This is a genomic window from Streptomyces sp. NPDC102283 (genome assembly GCF_044766265.1).
GTDB lineage: Bacteria > Actinomycetota > Actinomycetes > Streptomycetales > Streptomycetaceae > Streptomyces.
Window position 1 is genome coordinate 249,896 of the sequence record NZ_JBIWLQ010000010.1, and the last position, 14,459, is coordinate 264,354.

The 14,459-nt window shown below is 72.9% G+C and carries 14 protein-coding genes; 9 read left to right on the plus strand and 5 right to left on the minus strand.

Annotated elements, in window-relative coordinates; genetic code table 11:
* Nucleotides 1–7: 7 nt before the first annotated feature.
* Both ACIRJT_RS21555 and ACIRJT_RS21560 read right to left on the minus strand, forming a co-directional pair.
* Nucleotides 8–892, minus strand: coding sequence for a DUF2268 domain-containing protein (locus ACIRJT_RS21555; RefSeq protein WP_403911436.1), 885 nt, complete (start codon nt 890–892; stop codon nt 8–10).
* A 78-nt stretch (nt 893–970) separates the two neighbouring features.
* Nucleotides 971–1,597 carry a TetR family transcriptional regulator gene (locus tag ACIRJT_RS21560; protein ID WP_403911438.1) on the minus strand — a complete coding sequence of 209 codons (627 nt, stop codon included), beginning with the start codon at nt 1,595–1,597 and terminating at the stop codon, nt 971–973.
* A 174-nt stretch (nt 1,598–1,771) separates the two neighbouring features.
* Between ACIRJT_RS21560 and ACIRJT_RS21565 the strand changes: the two genes are divergently transcribed.
* From ACIRJT_RS21565 to ACIRJT_RS21575, 3 genes are all read left to right on the plus strand, one after another.
* Nucleotides 1,772–1,927: a hypothetical protein gene (locus tag ACIRJT_RS21565; protein ID WP_403911439.1), complete on the plus strand. Its 156-nt coding sequence runs from the start codon at nt 1,772–1,774 to the stop codon at nt 1,925–1,927.
* Between the two features lie 88 nt (nt 1,928–2,015).
* Nucleotides 2,016–2,390: a hypothetical protein gene (locus ACIRJT_RS21570; RefSeq protein WP_403911441.1), complete on the plus strand. Its 375-nt coding sequence runs from the start codon at nt 2,016–2,018 to the stop codon at nt 2,388–2,390.
* A 130-nt stretch (nt 2,391–2,520) separates the two neighbouring features.
* Nucleotides 2,521–3,690 carry a cysteine desulfurase family protein gene (locus ACIRJT_RS21575; protein ID WP_403911442.1) on the plus strand — a complete coding sequence of 390 codons (1,170 nt, stop codon included), beginning with the start codon at nt 2,521–2,523 and terminating at the stop codon, nt 3,688–3,690.
* Between the two features lie 22 nt (nt 3,691–3,712).
* On the opposite strand, the gene ACIRJT_RS21580 is transcribed toward ACIRJT_RS21575, so the two are convergent.
* Nucleotides 3,713–4,486 (minus strand): N-acetylmuramoyl-L-alanine amidase, encoded by a 774-nt coding sequence (locus ACIRJT_RS21580; protein ID WP_403911444.1) that lies wholly within the window; start codon nt 4,484–4,486, stop codon nt 3,713–3,715.
* 61 nt (nt 4,487–4,547) lie between these two features.
* On the opposite strand from ACIRJT_RS21580, the gene mnmA reads away from it, so the two are divergent.
* Nucleotides 4,548–5,684, plus strand: coding sequence for a tRNA 2-thiouridine(34) synthase MnmA (mnmA, locus tag ACIRJT_RS21585; RefSeq protein ID WP_403911446.1), 1,137 nt, complete (start codon nt 4,548–4,550; stop codon nt 5,682–5,684).
* 63 nt (nt 5,685–5,747) lie between these two features.
* On the opposite strand, the gene ACIRJT_RS21590 is transcribed toward mnmA, so the two are convergent.
* Together ACIRJT_RS21590 and ACIRJT_RS21595 are read right to left on the minus strand one after the other, a co-directional pair.
* On the minus strand, nt 5,748–6,551 hold the full coding sequence (locus tag ACIRJT_RS21590; protein ID WP_403911448.1) for an alpha/beta fold hydrolase: 804 nt from the start codon (nt 6,549–6,551) through the stop codon (nt 5,748–5,750).
* A gap of 89 nt (nt 6,552–6,640) precedes the next feature.
* On the minus strand, nt 6,641–6,976 hold the full coding sequence (locus tag ACIRJT_RS21595) for a DUF427 domain-containing protein (protein WP_403911450.1): 336 nt from the start codon (nt 6,974–6,976) through the stop codon (nt 6,641–6,643).
* Between the two features lie 153 nt (nt 6,977–7,129).
* Here ACIRJT_RS21595 and ACIRJT_RS21600 point away from each other — a divergent pair, with 153 nt between their 5' ends.
* From ACIRJT_RS21600 to ACIRJT_RS21620, 5 genes are all read left to right on the plus strand, one after another.
* Nucleotides 7,130–7,669, plus strand: a complete 540-nt coding sequence (locus ACIRJT_RS21600) for a TIGR00730 family Rossman fold protein (RefSeq protein ID WP_403911452.1) — start codon at nt 7,130–7,132, stop codon at nt 7,667–7,669.
* A gap of 85 nt (nt 7,670–7,754) precedes the next feature.
* On the plus strand, nt 7,755–8,444 hold the full coding sequence (locus ACIRJT_RS21605) for an SDR family oxidoreductase (RefSeq protein WP_265599160.1): 690 nt from the start codon (nt 7,755–7,757) through the stop codon (nt 8,442–8,444).
* Nucleotides 8,445–8,489: 45 nt separating this feature from the next.
* On the plus strand, nt 8,490–9,518 hold the full coding sequence (locus ACIRJT_RS21610) for a methionine synthase (RefSeq protein WP_403911454.1): 1,029 nt from the start codon (nt 8,490–8,492) through the stop codon (nt 9,516–9,518).
* Between the two features lie 32 nt (nt 9,519–9,550).
* Nucleotides 9,551–11,782 carry an NAD-dependent DNA ligase LigA gene (ligA, locus tag ACIRJT_RS21615; RefSeq protein ID WP_403911455.1) on the plus strand — a complete coding sequence of 744 codons (2,232 nt, stop codon included), beginning with the start codon at nt 9,551–9,553 and terminating at the stop codon, nt 11,780–11,782.
* Nucleotides 11,783–12,131: 349 nt separating this feature from the next.
* Complete coding sequence (locus ACIRJT_RS21620; protein ID WP_403911457.1) at nt 12,132–14,303, plus strand: putative bifunctional diguanylate cyclase/phosphodiesterase; 2,172 nt, start codon at nt 12,132–12,134, stop codon at nt 14,301–14,303.
* The last annotated feature ends 156 nt before the right edge of the window (nt 14,304–14,459 follow it).

Here is a 14,459-nt window from a genome sequence, read left to right on the forward strand (position 1 = left end):
GGCCGGGTCATGAGCGGGTCGGCACGCCCGCGTTCCCGAGGATCTCGCGCGCGGGCAGGGCGACGCTCGCGGCTGCGGTCAGTCCGGAGGCCGCGAGGTGGGCGTCGGCGAAGCGCAGCCCGGCCGCGTATCCGGCGAAGTCCGGCAGCCCGACCGGCTCCTGCCCCAGCTGGAGGGCGGTGCGGTCGCCGAACACGTACGGGGACAGGTTCCGCATGCCCGCCACGTCGATCCCGGCCGCCACCTTCGCGCAGACGTCGTCCAGCTCCGCGCCGGACAGCGACGTCGCCCAGGGGCCCATGGCGTCCTCGCCCGCCAGCTCCCGTACGAAGGCCTCGGCCAGCCCCTCGGCCACGACCTGCTCGCCGACCGTGACCGCCATCGGGTCCCAGTCCACGTTGGCGTAGCGGACGTTGTGGTGCAGCTCGTGGGCGGCGGCGTGCTCGATCTTGGCGAGGCTGGTCGCGGTGGGCCACATCATCAGCAGGATCGCGCCCGGGATGCCGCCGAGGCCGAAGTAGCCCTGGTTCAGGCTCATCATCGGGTCGTCCGGGTCGCCGAGCACGAGAACCACGTGCACGGTGCCGGCGGTCCGCGCACCGGGCGCGGCCGCGCCCAGCCGTTCCCGCGCGGTGGCGAGGGAGTCCTCGATCCGCTCCCACACCCGGGCCTCCCGCATCCGCTCCAGGGCCTCCGGAAGGCGCGGGTCGTCCCGGTCGAGCGGGAAGCCGCTGCCCGTGCGGTGCCTCTCGACCAGGTCGCCGACCCCCACCCGGGACATCACCTCCTGCAACGGGGCGAGCATCTCGCGCAGGGCGTCGGGTCGCCGGGCCACGGGGCGGCGCAGGAGTTCGAGGTGGGCGGAGGCGGTGTCATGGACGACGATCTTCATACCCGGGGACCGTAGAGCCTCCTGTTACGGGAGGGTCAAGGGTGGTCGGGGGCGGCGGGCCCGGTGCGGCCACCGCGGTCACTCCTCGTCCAGCCAGTGCTCGCGGCCGATCGAGATGAGCCGCAGCCGGCGGCGGGCCACCCGGACGACCTCCCGCTCACCCGCCGGACCCGCCTCCAACAGGGCCGAGGCGGTGATCACCATGTGGTCCACATAGAGGCCGCCCAGCATCAGCAGGTCCGCCGCGCTCCACCCGGAAGACCCCGGCTCCTCACGCAGCGCGAGCGCCACCTCCTGCGCGAACCGCAGCAGCTGGGCGGCGATGGCCACGCGCACCGGCCCCACGCCGCCGTGCTGCTCACGGGCGATGAACCGGAAGTGGGCGGGCTGCGCGCCGACGTGGCGCGCTATCACCTCCACGCTGCGGTCCAGCCGTTCCTCGCTGTCGCCGGTCTCCGCGAGCACCGCGCCGATCAGCCCGTGCAAGCTGCCCAGGGTCTCCTCGACCAGGGCGACGCCGAGCGCGGCGGTGTCCTCGAAGTGCCGGTAGAAGGCCGTCGGGGTGACTCCGGCGGCCCGGGTGACCTCCCGCAGACCCAGGCTGCTCAGGCTCTGGTGCTCCAGCAGGGTGAGCGCCGCGTCCAGGAGGGCCTGGCGCGTCCTGAGCTTCTGGGTCTGGCGGACTCCGGCGGGGGTGTGACTCATGCCATTCAGTAAACAACCGTTCTCCGGGCCGAGGAAGGGGTCCGGGGTTTAGACTGACAAGTCAGTGAACACTCGTACTCCCAACGGCTTCCCAGGCTCCGCGGGCTTTCCGACGGCTGCCGAAGCTGCCGAGGCCGCCGAACGCCGTTCGCCGTCGCACAGAGAGGTTCCGCCGTGCTCGTCCTCGTCGCCGCGCTGCTCCTGCTGGGCATCGTCCTCGGGGCGGTCGCCCACATGCCGCTGCCGCTGACCCTGGCCGCCGCGACCGTCATCGGCTGCTGGCTGCTGATCTTCGCCGTACGCGAGCGCGCGTCGCGCCGCGACCACTGACCCGCCCCGCCGCCGCACCCGGAACCGCACCCGCACCCGCACCCGCCGAGCCTGCCGTTTCCCGGACCGATCCGAAGGAGCTCGCACCATGACCCTCACCGACTTCGCCCGCCGCGCGACCGATTCCGGCGCCGGCGCCGACGCCGATACGGGTTCCGGAGCCACCGGGCGGGACCTCGTCCCCGTCCCCGCCTCCGATGCGCGTGCGGCAGCCTCCCGGTCCGCCGGCCGGGAGGCCGACGGACCGGCCGTCGCCTCGTTCGTCCTCGGCCTCGTCGGGCTGCTGGTCCTCAACATCCTGCTCGGGCCCACCGCGATCGTGCTGGCCCTGCTGGCCCTGGCCCGCCGCACACGCCGCCGGGGACGTGCCCTGCTGGGCCTCGCCCTGGGCATCGCCGACCTCGTCGTGCTCGCCGTCCTCGTCACCGGCAACGGCACGGTCGCCTGGAATCTCGGCGGCTGATGCCACCGCCACGCGGCCCCACGAGCCGCCCACGCGGGTGTGCGCGGGGACCCACGCGGGTGTGCGCGGGGACCGGGCCGAGACGCGCCCGGCATGCGCCCCGTGCCGGGCTCGTAGAATCGGCCCCACCATGGCTTACCTCGACCACGCCGCGACCACCCCGATGCTTCCCGAAGCGATCGGGGCGATGACCGCCCTGCTCTCCGCCACCGGCAACGCCTCCTCACTGCACGCCGCCGGACGCCGGGCCCGCCGTACCGTCGAGGAGTCCAGAGAAGCCCTCGCCGACGCCCTCGGCGCACGCCCCAGCGAGGTGGTCCTCACCTCCGGTGGCACGGAGGCCGACAACCTCGCCGTGAAGGGCCTCTACTGGTCCCGGCGCGACGCCGACCCCCGCCGCACCCGGGTCCTCGCCGGACCCGTCGAACACCACGCGGTCCTGGACGCCGTCGACTGGCTCGCGGAGCACGAGGGCGCGACCGTCGACTACCTCCCGGTCGACCGCCACGGCCGGGTCCACCCCGAGGACCTGCGCGAGGCGATCCTCCGCGACCCCGACGACGTCGCGATGATCACCGTGATGTGGGCCAACAACGAGATCGGCACGATCATGCCGGTCCGCGAACTGGCGTCGGTGGCGGCGGAGTTCTCCATCCCCATGCACGCCGACGCGGTCCAGGCCTTCGGCCAGCTGGAGGTCGACTTCGCCCGCTCCGGGCTGGCCGCCATGACGGTCAGCGGGCACAAGATCGGCGGCCCGTTCGGTATCGGCGCGCTGCTGCTGGGGCGCGACCACACCCCCGTACCCGTCCTGCACGGCGGCGGGCAGGAGCGGCACGTGCGCTCCGGCACCCTGGACGTGCCCGCCGTCGCCTCCTTCGCGGTCGCCGGACGGCTGGCGGCCGAGCGGCGCGAGCAGTTCGCCCGGCGCGTGGGCTCCCTGCGCGACGACCTCGTGGCCGCCGTGCGCCGGGCCGTGCCGGACGCCGTGCTCGGCGGCGACCCGGATCCGGCCGGACGCCTCCCGGCCAACGCCCACTTCAGCTTCCCGGGCTGCGAGGGCGACTCCCTCCTCCTGCTGCTGGACGCCCAGGGCATCGAGTGCTCCACCGGCTCCGCCTGCACCGCCGGGATCGCCCAGCCCAGCCACGTGCTGCTCGCCACCGGCACCGATCCGGACCTGGCCCGGGGCACCCTGCGCTTCTCGCTCGGCCACACCTCGACCGAGGACGACGTGAAGGCGCTGGCCGAGGCGATCGGCCCGGCGGTGGAGCGGGCGAGGACGGCCGGGCTCAGCTGAGGGAGAGGCCGCTACGCCGCCGCTACGCCTTCGCCGAAGGTGTGGGCGTAGGCGTGGGCGTGGGTGCCGTCGCGGCCCGGCGTACCAGCTCCATGTAGCGGTCCCAGTCCCAGTGCGGGCCCGGGTCCGTGTGGTCGGTGCCCGGCACCTCCACGTGCCCGATGATGTGCTCCCGGTCGACGGGTATGCCGTGCCGTGCGCAGATCGACGCCGTGAGCCGCGCCGAGGACGCGTACATCGCCTTCGTGAGGTCCTTGGGCCGGTCCACGAACCCCTCGTGCTCGATGCCGACGCCGCGTTCGTTGTACGCGCGGTTGCCCGCCTGGTACGCCACGTCCAGCTCGCGGATCATCTGCACCACCCGCCCGTCCTGACCCACGATGTAGTGCGTCGCGGCCTGGTGGGCGGGGTCCTGGAACACCCGCACCGCGCTGGCGAAACTCCCCTGCGTGACGTGGATGATCACCCGGTCGACAGTGAAGTCATCCGGCCGGTCCGCGCGCCGCCAGTTCGCCTCCGACGCGGCCACCCAGGTCGCCCCCGCGTAGTCCAGCTCGCCCGGCTTCCGGGGCTTCTCGACCCCGGGCACCTGCCACCACAGGCGCTTGACCTTGTCGCGCGCGAGCACGGCGGCGGTGCCGGCGGCCGCCACCGCGCCGCCGCCGATCAGCAGCGCGCGCCGGCTGACGCCGTCCGCGGGCTTCTTCCGCGCATTCGCGGGCTTCCTCCGCGAAGACGAGCCCGAAGACTTTCCCGAAGGCTTTCGCGCACCCCGGGTGCTCCCGTTGTTCCCCATGTGAGCGTCAACGCATATCCGCGAGCGTTCGGTTCCCGGCGACCCGTACCCTGGAGGAGCTATGACTCAGACTCCCCAGCGCCCCCTGCGTGTCCTCGCCGCGATGTCGGGCGGCGTGGACTCCGCCGTCGCCGCGGCCCGCGCCGCCGAGGCGGGCCACGACGTGACCGGTGTCCACCTCGCCCTGTCCGCGAATCCCCAGTCCTTCCGGACCGGGGCGCGCGGCTGTTGCACCATCGAGGACTCCCGGGACGCCCGCCGCGCGGCCGACGTCATCGGTATCCCGTTCTACGTCTGGGACCTCGCGGAACGCTTCCGCGAGGACGTCGTCGAGGACTTCGTCGCGGAGTACGAGGCCGGGCGCACCCCCAACCCCTGCCTGCGCTGCAACGAGAAGATCAAGTTCGCCGCGCTGCTCGACAAGGCCCTCGCCCTCGGCTTCGACGCCGTGTGCACCGGCCACTACGCCACCGTCGTGCTCGCCGAGGACGGCAGCCGCGAGCTGCACCGCGCCTCCGACATGGCCAAGGACCAGAGCTATGTGCTCGGCGTCCTGGACGAGAAGCAGCTCGCCCACGCCATGTTCCCGCTCGGCGACACCCTCACCACCAAGGACGAGATCCGCGCCGAGGCCGAGCGCCGGGGCCTGGCCGTCGCCAAGAAGCCCGACAGCCACGACATCTGCTTCATCGCCGACGGCGATACCCAGGGCTTCCTGGCGGACCGCCTCGGCGGCCCCGCCGAGGGCGACATCCTCGACGAGTCCGGTACGAAGCTGGGCACCCACGAGGGCGCGTTCGGCTTCACCATCGGCCAGCGCAAGGGCCTGAGGATCGGCCACCCGGCCCCCGACGGCAAGCCGCGCTACGTCCTCGACATCTCCCCGGTGGACAACACCGTCACCGTCGGCCCCGTCGAGGCCCTCGACGTGACCTCGCTGACCGCGATCAAGCCCCGCTGGTGCGGAACGCCGCCCGCCGGCCCGGGAACGTACACCGCCCAGCTCCGCGCCCACGGCGGCGAGAGCGAGGTCACCGCCGAGCTGGTCGACGGCTCCGAGCTCAACGTCACCTTCACCGAGCCGGTCCGGGGCGTGGCCCCGGGCCAGGCGGTCGTCCTGTACGACGGCACGCGCGTGGTCGGCTCGGCCACCATCGCCACGACGTCCCGCCGCGAGCGGGTGGCGACGGGCGGCTGAGGCCGGGGCCCTCCGGCCGGACCGGCGGAGGGCAGTCCCGCGGCGGCCGGCGCGCGAGAAGGTCTACGACGCCTGCCGGTACGCGTACACGTCCCTGGCGAAGAAGTCCGCCAGCACCGGGGCGATCACCTGGGGCGCCACCTCACGCATCTGGCCCGTCAGCGTGCGGTGCCGGCCGCGCGGCAGGGCGTCGGCCAGCGTCCGGGTCGCCGCGCGCGCCGGGGCGCTGCTGAAGCCGCCGCAGATCACCAGCGTCCGGGCGGCGACGGCCGCGAACCGCTCGACCGGGACAGCCCCGTCGCCCAGCAGGGCGTCGTCGTACGCCAGTGTGTGCGCCATCGCCTCCAGCTCCGCCCACAACGGCGTGCGCCGCATCAGGGCGGCCGTCTCCTCCGCTACGCCCGTCATCGACAGGAACAGCTCCACGGCGCCGCCCCGGTCACCGGCCGCCAGCAGCCGGTGCAGCCGGGCCGTGCAGCGGGCCTTGAACAGCAGACCCGACGCGCCAGGCGTATAGGGCGGCTCGTACACGGCGAGCAGCTCCACCGGCAGTCCGGCGGCGACCGCCTCCAGGGCCAGCGCCCCGCCCGACGACATCCCGAAGACCGACGCGCCCGCCCCGGCGGCCCCGACGACGGCGGCCAGATCCTCGACCTCCCGCGCCAGGGAGCAGCGCCCGGCGTCACCGCTGGCGCCCCGGCCCCGGCGGTCGTAGGTGAGCACCGTGAAGCGCGGCGCGAGCAGGGCGGCCAGCGGGGCGTCGGTGGCCGAAGCGCTCAGCGCCCCGCCGACCAGCACCAGCGGCGGGCCGTCGCCCTGGCGTCGGTAGGCGATCGGCGTGCCGTCGGCGGAGAGAATCCTGTCCATGGGAGTGCAGACCGGGGTGGTCAGGAAAACTCATCGTTCCGGCGGAGAAAACTTCACGGAGCCCGGAGCGAGGGATGCCCTTATGGATGTCAGTCGGCGACCGTCTCCGCCGCGTAGAAGCAGAAGTGGTCCTTGACGGCGGCGACTTCGGACTTCGGGTCCGAGTAGGCCCAGACGAGATCGGCGGCCCCGGGCCGCGACCAGTAGGAGGCGTCGCCCTTGAACGGGCAGTGGGTGGTGGTGTCCGACGGGGAGAGCAGATCGGTGCGGACGTCCTCGGGCGGCAGGTAGTAGCGGACCGGGCAGCCGGTCTCGCGGAGCACGAGCGGGCGGCTGCTCTCGGCCAGCAGTTGTCCGTCGTGCACCACCCGCACGTGCTCGGTGCCCGGCTCGACGGTGATGCGGTGTCCTCGTGTCGTGGTCATTCCTGTTCCAGCGATGTACGGGCCCATAATCTTCCCCGCCTCTCTCCTGCGGCCGGATTTCGCCCCGGAACGAGGCGGACGAGGAGGCGGACGGGGGATGCGAGCAGGGACGCGAACGGAGGGTGTGTCCGAGGCGGGTCGTACCGTTGGCGCATGAACATCTGCGTCTTCCTCTCCGCCGCCGACCTCGACGACCGCTACACCGTGCCCGCCCGGGAGTTCGCCGAGCTGCTCGGCAGAGGCGGGCACACCCTGGTCTGGGGCGGATCGGAGAGCGGGCTGATGAAGGTCGTCGCGGACGGCGTGCAGGCGGCGGGCGGACGGCTCGTGGGCGTCTCGGTCGACTTCCTCGCCGCGAAGGCCCGCACGAACGCCGACGAGATGGTGATCGCCCGCGACCTCGCGGAGCGCAAGGCACTCCTTCTGGAGAAGGCCGACGCCGTCGTGATCATGGTCGGCGGGACCGGGACGCTCGACGAGGCCACCGAGATCCTGGAGCTGAAGAAGCACGGCCAGCACACCAAGCCGGTCGTCCTGCTGAACACGGCGGGCTTCTACGACGGACTGCGCCAGCAGTTCCAGCGCATGGAGGACGAGGGCTTCCTGCCCCTCCCTCTGACCGACCTGGTCTTCTTCGCCAAGGACGGAGTCGGCGCGCTCGCCTACCTGGAGGAGTCCGCCGGTCACCAGTGAGGAGAGCCGGTCAGGAGCACCGGTCAGAGCACCCGTGACGAGTCCGCCGGTCACCGGCGGGGAGGGGCGGTCCTAGGATCGCCCCATGTCTACCCACCTCATCACCGGCGCCGGTTCCGGCATCGGGGCCGCTGTCGCCCGCCGTCTCCAGGAGCGCGGCGACGACGTCGTCCTGCTCGCCCGCGACGCTGGCCGCGCCAAGGAGTTCGCCGACCGCTACCCGGGCGCGCGCACCCTCGTCGGCGACCTCGGCAACCCCGACCGGCTGTCCTGGGCGTTCGGCCAGCAGTCCATGCCCGAGCGGATCGACACCCTGCTGCACATCGCGGGCGTCGTCGAGCTCGGGGAAGTCGGCGAGCTCACCCCCAAGGCCTGGCACTTCCAGCTCAACGCCAACCTGATCGCCCCCGCCGAGATCACCCGCCTCCTGCTCCCGCAGCTCCGCGTCTCCCAGGGCCAGGTCCTGTTCGTGAACTCCGGGGCGGGACTGGCCGCCCACGCCGGCTGGAGCGCGTACGCCGCGAGCAAGCACGGCCTCAAGGCGCTCGCGGACTCCCTGCGCCACGAGGAGCACGGCAACGGAGTGCGCGTCACCACCGTCTACCCCGGCCGCACCGCCAGCCCCATGCAGGCCAAGGTGCACCAGCAGGAGGGCAAGGAGTACGACGCGGCCCGCTGGATCGACCCCGAGTCGGTGGCCACCACGATCCTGATGGCGATCGACCTGCCGCGCGACGCCGAGGTCAACGACCTCACCGTCCGTCCCGGTCGCTGACGTCCCGGGGAGCCGGTCGCCCGCCGCGGACCGTAGGCTTCCCGCGTGAGCGAGAAGAGCAAGTTCAGCGGGTGTCCGGCGACCGGCATCGGGTCGATGCCCGGGGGAGACGCGAGGGAGGCGGCGAAGACCGTCACCGGCTCCTTCGCCGACGGCCAGGGCATGCCGTACCTGGCGGAACTGCCCGGGCGCGGGCCGGGCGCCGACATGATCGGCCGGACCATCGGCATGCTCGTCGAGATGTACGGACACGTCGAGCCGAGCGGCTGGCGGATCAGCGACCGGCCAGGCCGCGACACCCGCCGCGCCCGCTCCTGGCTGGGGGAGGACCTGGACGCCCTGGAGGAGTTCACCCAGGGGTACGAGGGCCTGCTCAAGGTCCAGGCCGTCGGCCCCTGGACGCTGGCCGGAGCACTGGAACTGCGCGGCGGCGAAGCCATGCTGGCCGACCCCGGCGCCTGCCGCGACCTCGCCGGATCCCTGGCCGAGGGGCTCCGTGCCCACCTCGCGGAGGTCCGCCGCCGGATGCCCGGGGCGAAGGTCGTCCTCCAACTCGACGAACCCTCCCTGACCGCCGTCTTGCTGGGCAGGGTCCGCTCCGCCAGCGGCTACCGCACCTACCGCGCCGTCGACCGCCAAGCCGTCGAGGGGACCCTGCGCGACGTCCTCGCCGCGGCGGGCGAGGACGGCACGACGCTCGTCCACTCCTGCGCCCCCGAGGTGCCGTTCGCGTTGCTGCGCCGGGCCGGGGCCGACGGGATCTCGTTCGACTTCTCGCTGCTCACCGAGCGTGAGGAGGAGGCGATCGGGGAAGCCGTCGAGGGCGGCACCCACCTCTTCCTCGGCGTGGTGCCCTCCACGGACGCGGCTTCGGAGGGATTGTCCGACCCGGGCGGTAGCGTCATGGGGGTCAGGACGCTGTGGAGCAGGCTGGGGCTGAATCCGGGGACTCTCGCCGAGTCCGTCGCGATCACCCCGTCGTGCGGTCTCGCGGGCGCGTCGCCCGCGTACGCCCGCACCGCGCTCGCCCACAGCGCCCGGGCGGCGAGGTCGCTCGCGGACAACCCTGAGTGACGGGGACGACGGGTACACAGGAGGACGGGACGATGGCGGGCGAAGAGCGGGTGGAGCAGGAGAGCTCGGTTCCGGCGGACGTGCGGGAGAAGCACGCGCTGCTGGCCGAGCAGATCGAGGAGCACCGCTTCCGCTACTACGTGAAGGACCAGCCGGTCGTCAGCGACGGCGAGTTCGACCGGCAGCTGCGCGCCCTGGAGGCACTGGAGGAGGAGCACCCGTCGCTGCGCACCCCGGACTCCCCGACCCAGAAGGTCGCCGGGCCCTACCGCACGGAGTTCACCTCCGTGGTCCACCGCGAACGCATGCTCTCCCTGGACAACGCCTTCGACGACGAGGAGCTGGCCGCCTGGGCGGACCGGGTCGCCAAGGACGTCGGCACCCCCGACCACCACTTCCTGTGCGAGCTGAAGGTCGACGGCCTCGCCGTCAACCTCACCTACGAGCAGGGCCGGCTGACCCGGGCGGCGACCCGCGGCGACGGCCGCACCGGCGAGGACATCACCCCCAACGTCCGGACGATCGCCGAGATCCCGCACCGCCTCAAGGGCGAGGACATCCCCGCGCTCGTCGAGATCCGCGGCGAGGTCTTCTTCCCCATGGAGGACTTCGAGGAGCTGAACGCCCGGCTGGTCGCCGCCGACGACAAGCCCTTCGCCAACCCGCGCAACGCGGCGGCCGGATCGCTGCGCCAGAAGGACCCCAAGGTCACCGCCACCCGCCCGCTGCACATGGTGGTGCACGGCATCGGCGCCCACGAGGGCCTGAGCGTCGACCGCCTCTCCGCGGCCTACGAGCTGCTCCACGCCTGGGGTCTGCCCACCGCCCAGCACAACAAGGTCGTCGACTCCCTCGCCGGCGTACGGGAGTTCATCGCGTACTACGGCGAGCACCGGCACTCCGTGGAGCACGAGATCGACGGCGTCGTCGTCAAGCTCGACGAGATCCCGCTCCAGGGACGGCTGGGCTCCACCTCGCGTGCCCCGCGCTGGGCCATCGCCTGGAAGTACGCACCCGAAGAGGTCAACACCAAGCTGGTCAACATCCGTGTCGGCGTCGGACGCACCGGCCGCGTCACTCCGTACGCCCAGGTCGAGCCGGTCGAAGTGGCCGGTTCCGAGGTCGAGTTCGCCACCCTGCACAACCAGAACGTGGTGAAGGCCAAGGGCGTCCTCATCGGCGACACCGTCGTCATCCGCAAGGCGGGCGAGGTCATCCCCGAGATCCTCGGACCCGTCGTCGACCTGCGCGACGGCACCGAGACGGCCTTCGAGATGCCGACCCACTGCCCCGAGTGCGGGACGGAGCTGCGCCCGATGAAGGAGGCCGACATCGACCTCCGCTGCCCCAACGCCCGTACCTGCCCCGCCCAGTTGCGTGAACGCGTCTTCTACCTCGCCGGACGCAAGAGCCTGGACATCGACCACTTCGGCTATGTGGCCGCCGCCGCCCTGACCCGGCCCCTGGAGCCCGCCGAGCCCGTGCTGCGCGACGAGAGCGATCTGTTCTCCCTGACCGTCGAGCAACTGCTGCCGATCCGGGCGTACGTCCTGGATCAGGACAGCGGGCTGCCCAAGCGCGACCCGAAGACCGGCGAGGAGAAGATCGCGACGGTCTTCGCCAACCAGCAGGGCGAGCCGAAGAAGAACGCGGTGGCCATGCTGGAAGGCATCGCCGCCGCCAAGGACGCCCCGCTCGCCCGCGTCCTCACCGGGCTCTCCATCCGGCACGTCGGTCCGGTCGCCGCCCAGGAGCTGGCCCGTCAGTTCCGCTCCATCGACCGGATCGACGAGGCGAGCGAGGAGGAGTTGGCCGCCGCCGACGGCGTCGGGCCGACCATCGCCGCCTCGGTCAAGCAGTGGTTCGCCGAGGACTGGCACCGCGAGATCGTGCGCAAGTGGCGCGAGGCCGGGGTGCGCATGGCGGACGAGGGCTCCGAGGCGGACGAGGGCCCCCGCCCCCTCGAAGGGCTCACCGTCGTCGTCACCGGCACCCTCGCGGGTCACACCCGCGACGGCGCGAAGGAGGCGCTCCAGGCGCTGGGCGCGAAGGTCGCCGGATCGGTGTCGAAGAAGACCGCGTTCGTGGTCGTCGGCGACAACCCCGGCTCCAAGTACGACAAGGCGATGCAGCTGAAGGTGCCCGTGCTGGACGAGGGCGGATTCGCGATCCTGCTCGAACAGGGACCCGAACGTGCGAAGGAGGCGGCCCTGCCCGCCCCGGAGGCCACGCCCGGCACCGATCCGGAAGACAGCGGGGAGTGACCGCCCGCCGGACCCGCGTTCGCCCACTGTTCTCCGGATCGAGACGCCTTCGAGACGCCGCCCCGGCGTGGCGCGGCCCGTACGGGGAAGGAAACGGGGCAGAGGGGTGAAGAAGGGGCCGCCGTTCCCCGAATGGCCCTGCCGCGCCACCCGTTCGGGTCAATAGCAGATGGTGACGGGTGGTCGGTTCGCATTCGGGCAAGAGCTGTAGAGCGCTGCCCCTGGAAGCCTTTCGCGGCCTACTGTTGAGAGGTGCGCCCGCCGTGCACGGCTGCTCGACGGGGCCGTGGTGCCACGGGAGCGGGCGCCACCGAGGGACATCGGCACCGCCGGCTGTGAGAGGGACGGAATGAAACCGACCGAGAGCGCCGCCCCGGTGTCGCGGCTGCAAGGTTTCGTCGGCCTCACGCCCCCCGTGGGCGCCGCCGTCGTGGGGATCGCCGCGGTGCTGCTGGCGGTCGGGTCCTACCGGACCGTCCAGCAGGGGCACGCGCTCTTCCCGGACGGTGCGGTGGGCTGGTCCCTCGCCGTGCTCACCGGGATCATCGTCGGCCATCTGGTGGCGCTCGGCCGCGACCGGTGGTGGGGCGGCACCGGCTCCGGGGCCGCCCTCACCCTCGCCGTGCTGCTGCTGTTCGGCTGGCTCCCGGCCGTGCTGGTCAGCCTCGCCGTCGTGGTGCTCGTCGGGACCGCCCGCAGACACCGCTGGTGGCAGGGGCTCCTGCACGGCGGGGTGGACATGCTGGGCATCGGCGCGGCGGCCCTCGTGCTCGCCGCCTTCGGCGAGGTCCCCACCGTCGAGAAGCCCTGGCAGCCACTCGACTGGGGCATCGCGGCCGTCCCGGAACTGCTCCTGACGGCATCGACGTATCTGCTCGTCACCCGGGTCCTGCTGTGGTACGCGCAGGCCCCGCACAACGGCGGACTGCCCACCATCGCCCGCACCGCGATGCTGCGGCAGGGACTCGTCGCCGTCGCGCTCCTCGGACTCGCCCCGCTGATCTGCGCCGTCGCGATGTCCATGCCCGTCCTGCTGCCGCTCTTCGCGGTGCCGCTGATCGCCCTCGACTCCACGCTCTGGATCGCCCGCGCCCGCGCCGAGGAGCAGCTGCGCGACCCGCTGACCGGGCTGCCCAACCGCCAGTGGCTGCTGGAGCGGACCTGGTCGGCGCTGGAGGACGCGGAGTCCATCGGCACCCGCTCCGCCCTGGTCCTCATCGACCTGGACCGCTTCCGCGCGGTCAACGACACCCTGGGCCACCTGGCCGGCGACCGGCTCCTGCTGCAGATAGCGGAGCGCCTGAAGCTCGCCCTGCCGCGCGGCGCGGAGGCCGCCCGGCTCGGTGGCGACGAGTTCGCCGTCCTGCTGCCGCACACCGACTCGACCACCAGCGCCCAGCAGGTCGCCCGCCATCTGGTCGCCGAGCTGTCCTCCCCGCTGGACCTCGACGGACTGACCCTCGTCCTGGAGGCCAGCGCGGGGGTCGCCGTCTACCCCGACCACGCCCTGGACGCCGAAGGCCTGCTGCGGCGGGCGGACGTCGCGATGTACCAGGCCAAGCGGGACCGCACCGCCGTGGAGGTCTACGAGTCCAAGCGGGACAGCAACACCCCCGACCGGCTCGGGCTCCTCGGCGACCTGCGCCGGGCGCTGGACGCGAGCGAGGTCGAACTGCACTACCAGCCCAAGGTCCGCTTCGACGGGCAGGTCGCCGGCCTGGAGGCGCTGGTGCGCTGGGTGCACCCGGAGCGCGGCAGGGTCCCCCCGGACGAGTTCATCGCGATCGCCGAGTCCTCCGGTCTGATGCCGCACCTCACGGAGTACGTCCTGGAGACGGCGCTCGCCCAGGTCGCGCGCTGGCGGGCGCAGGGCCTGTTCGTGCCCGTGGCGGTCAACGTCTCCCCGCGCGACGTCCACACCCCCGGCTTCGCGGGGAGCGTGGCGGCCCGGCTCGCCCGTCACGGTGTGCCCGCGGGAGCGCTCCAACTGGAGATCACCGAGCATGTGCTGCTGGAGGACCCGCAGCGCGCCGCCGACACCCTGGCCGGGCTCACCGCGCACGGCGTGAAGATGTCCCTCGACGACTTCGGCACCGGCTACTCCTCCTTGGTCCACCTGCGCAGACTGCCGGTCAGCGAGCTGAAGATCGACCGGTCCTTCGTGGCCCGGCTGGCGGTCGACCACGAGGACGCGGAGATCGTCCGCTGCACCATCGACCTGGCCCACTCGCTCGGCCTGGTCGTCGTCGCCGAGGGCGTCGAGGACGACGAGACGTGGGAGCGGTTGCGGGACCTCAGGTGCGACGCGGTGCAGGGCTGGCTGGTGGCGGCCGCGATGCCGCCGCAGGAGACGACGGCCTGGCTGCGGGCGCGCGGCGAGCACGGCTGGCGCAGGCCCGCGGAGCTGAAGGCCCAGGCGGCGGCCGCCGCCACCGGATCGGCCACCGGCTCGATGAACGCGTCGCTGAACGGCGCGGTGAACGGCGCGGTGAACGGGACGGCGGAGACCGAGAGCTCCTGAGAGCCACCCCTTGCGAACACCCTCCTCCGAGCCCCGGGCCGCGGCCCGGGGCTCACTCCTTTCCGGGCCCCGCCGCCCGGAAAGGAGTGAGCCGATCGGGGTGGGGTAACCGGCCCTGACGGACCCCATAGGATTGGGCCAAAACCACACACCAAC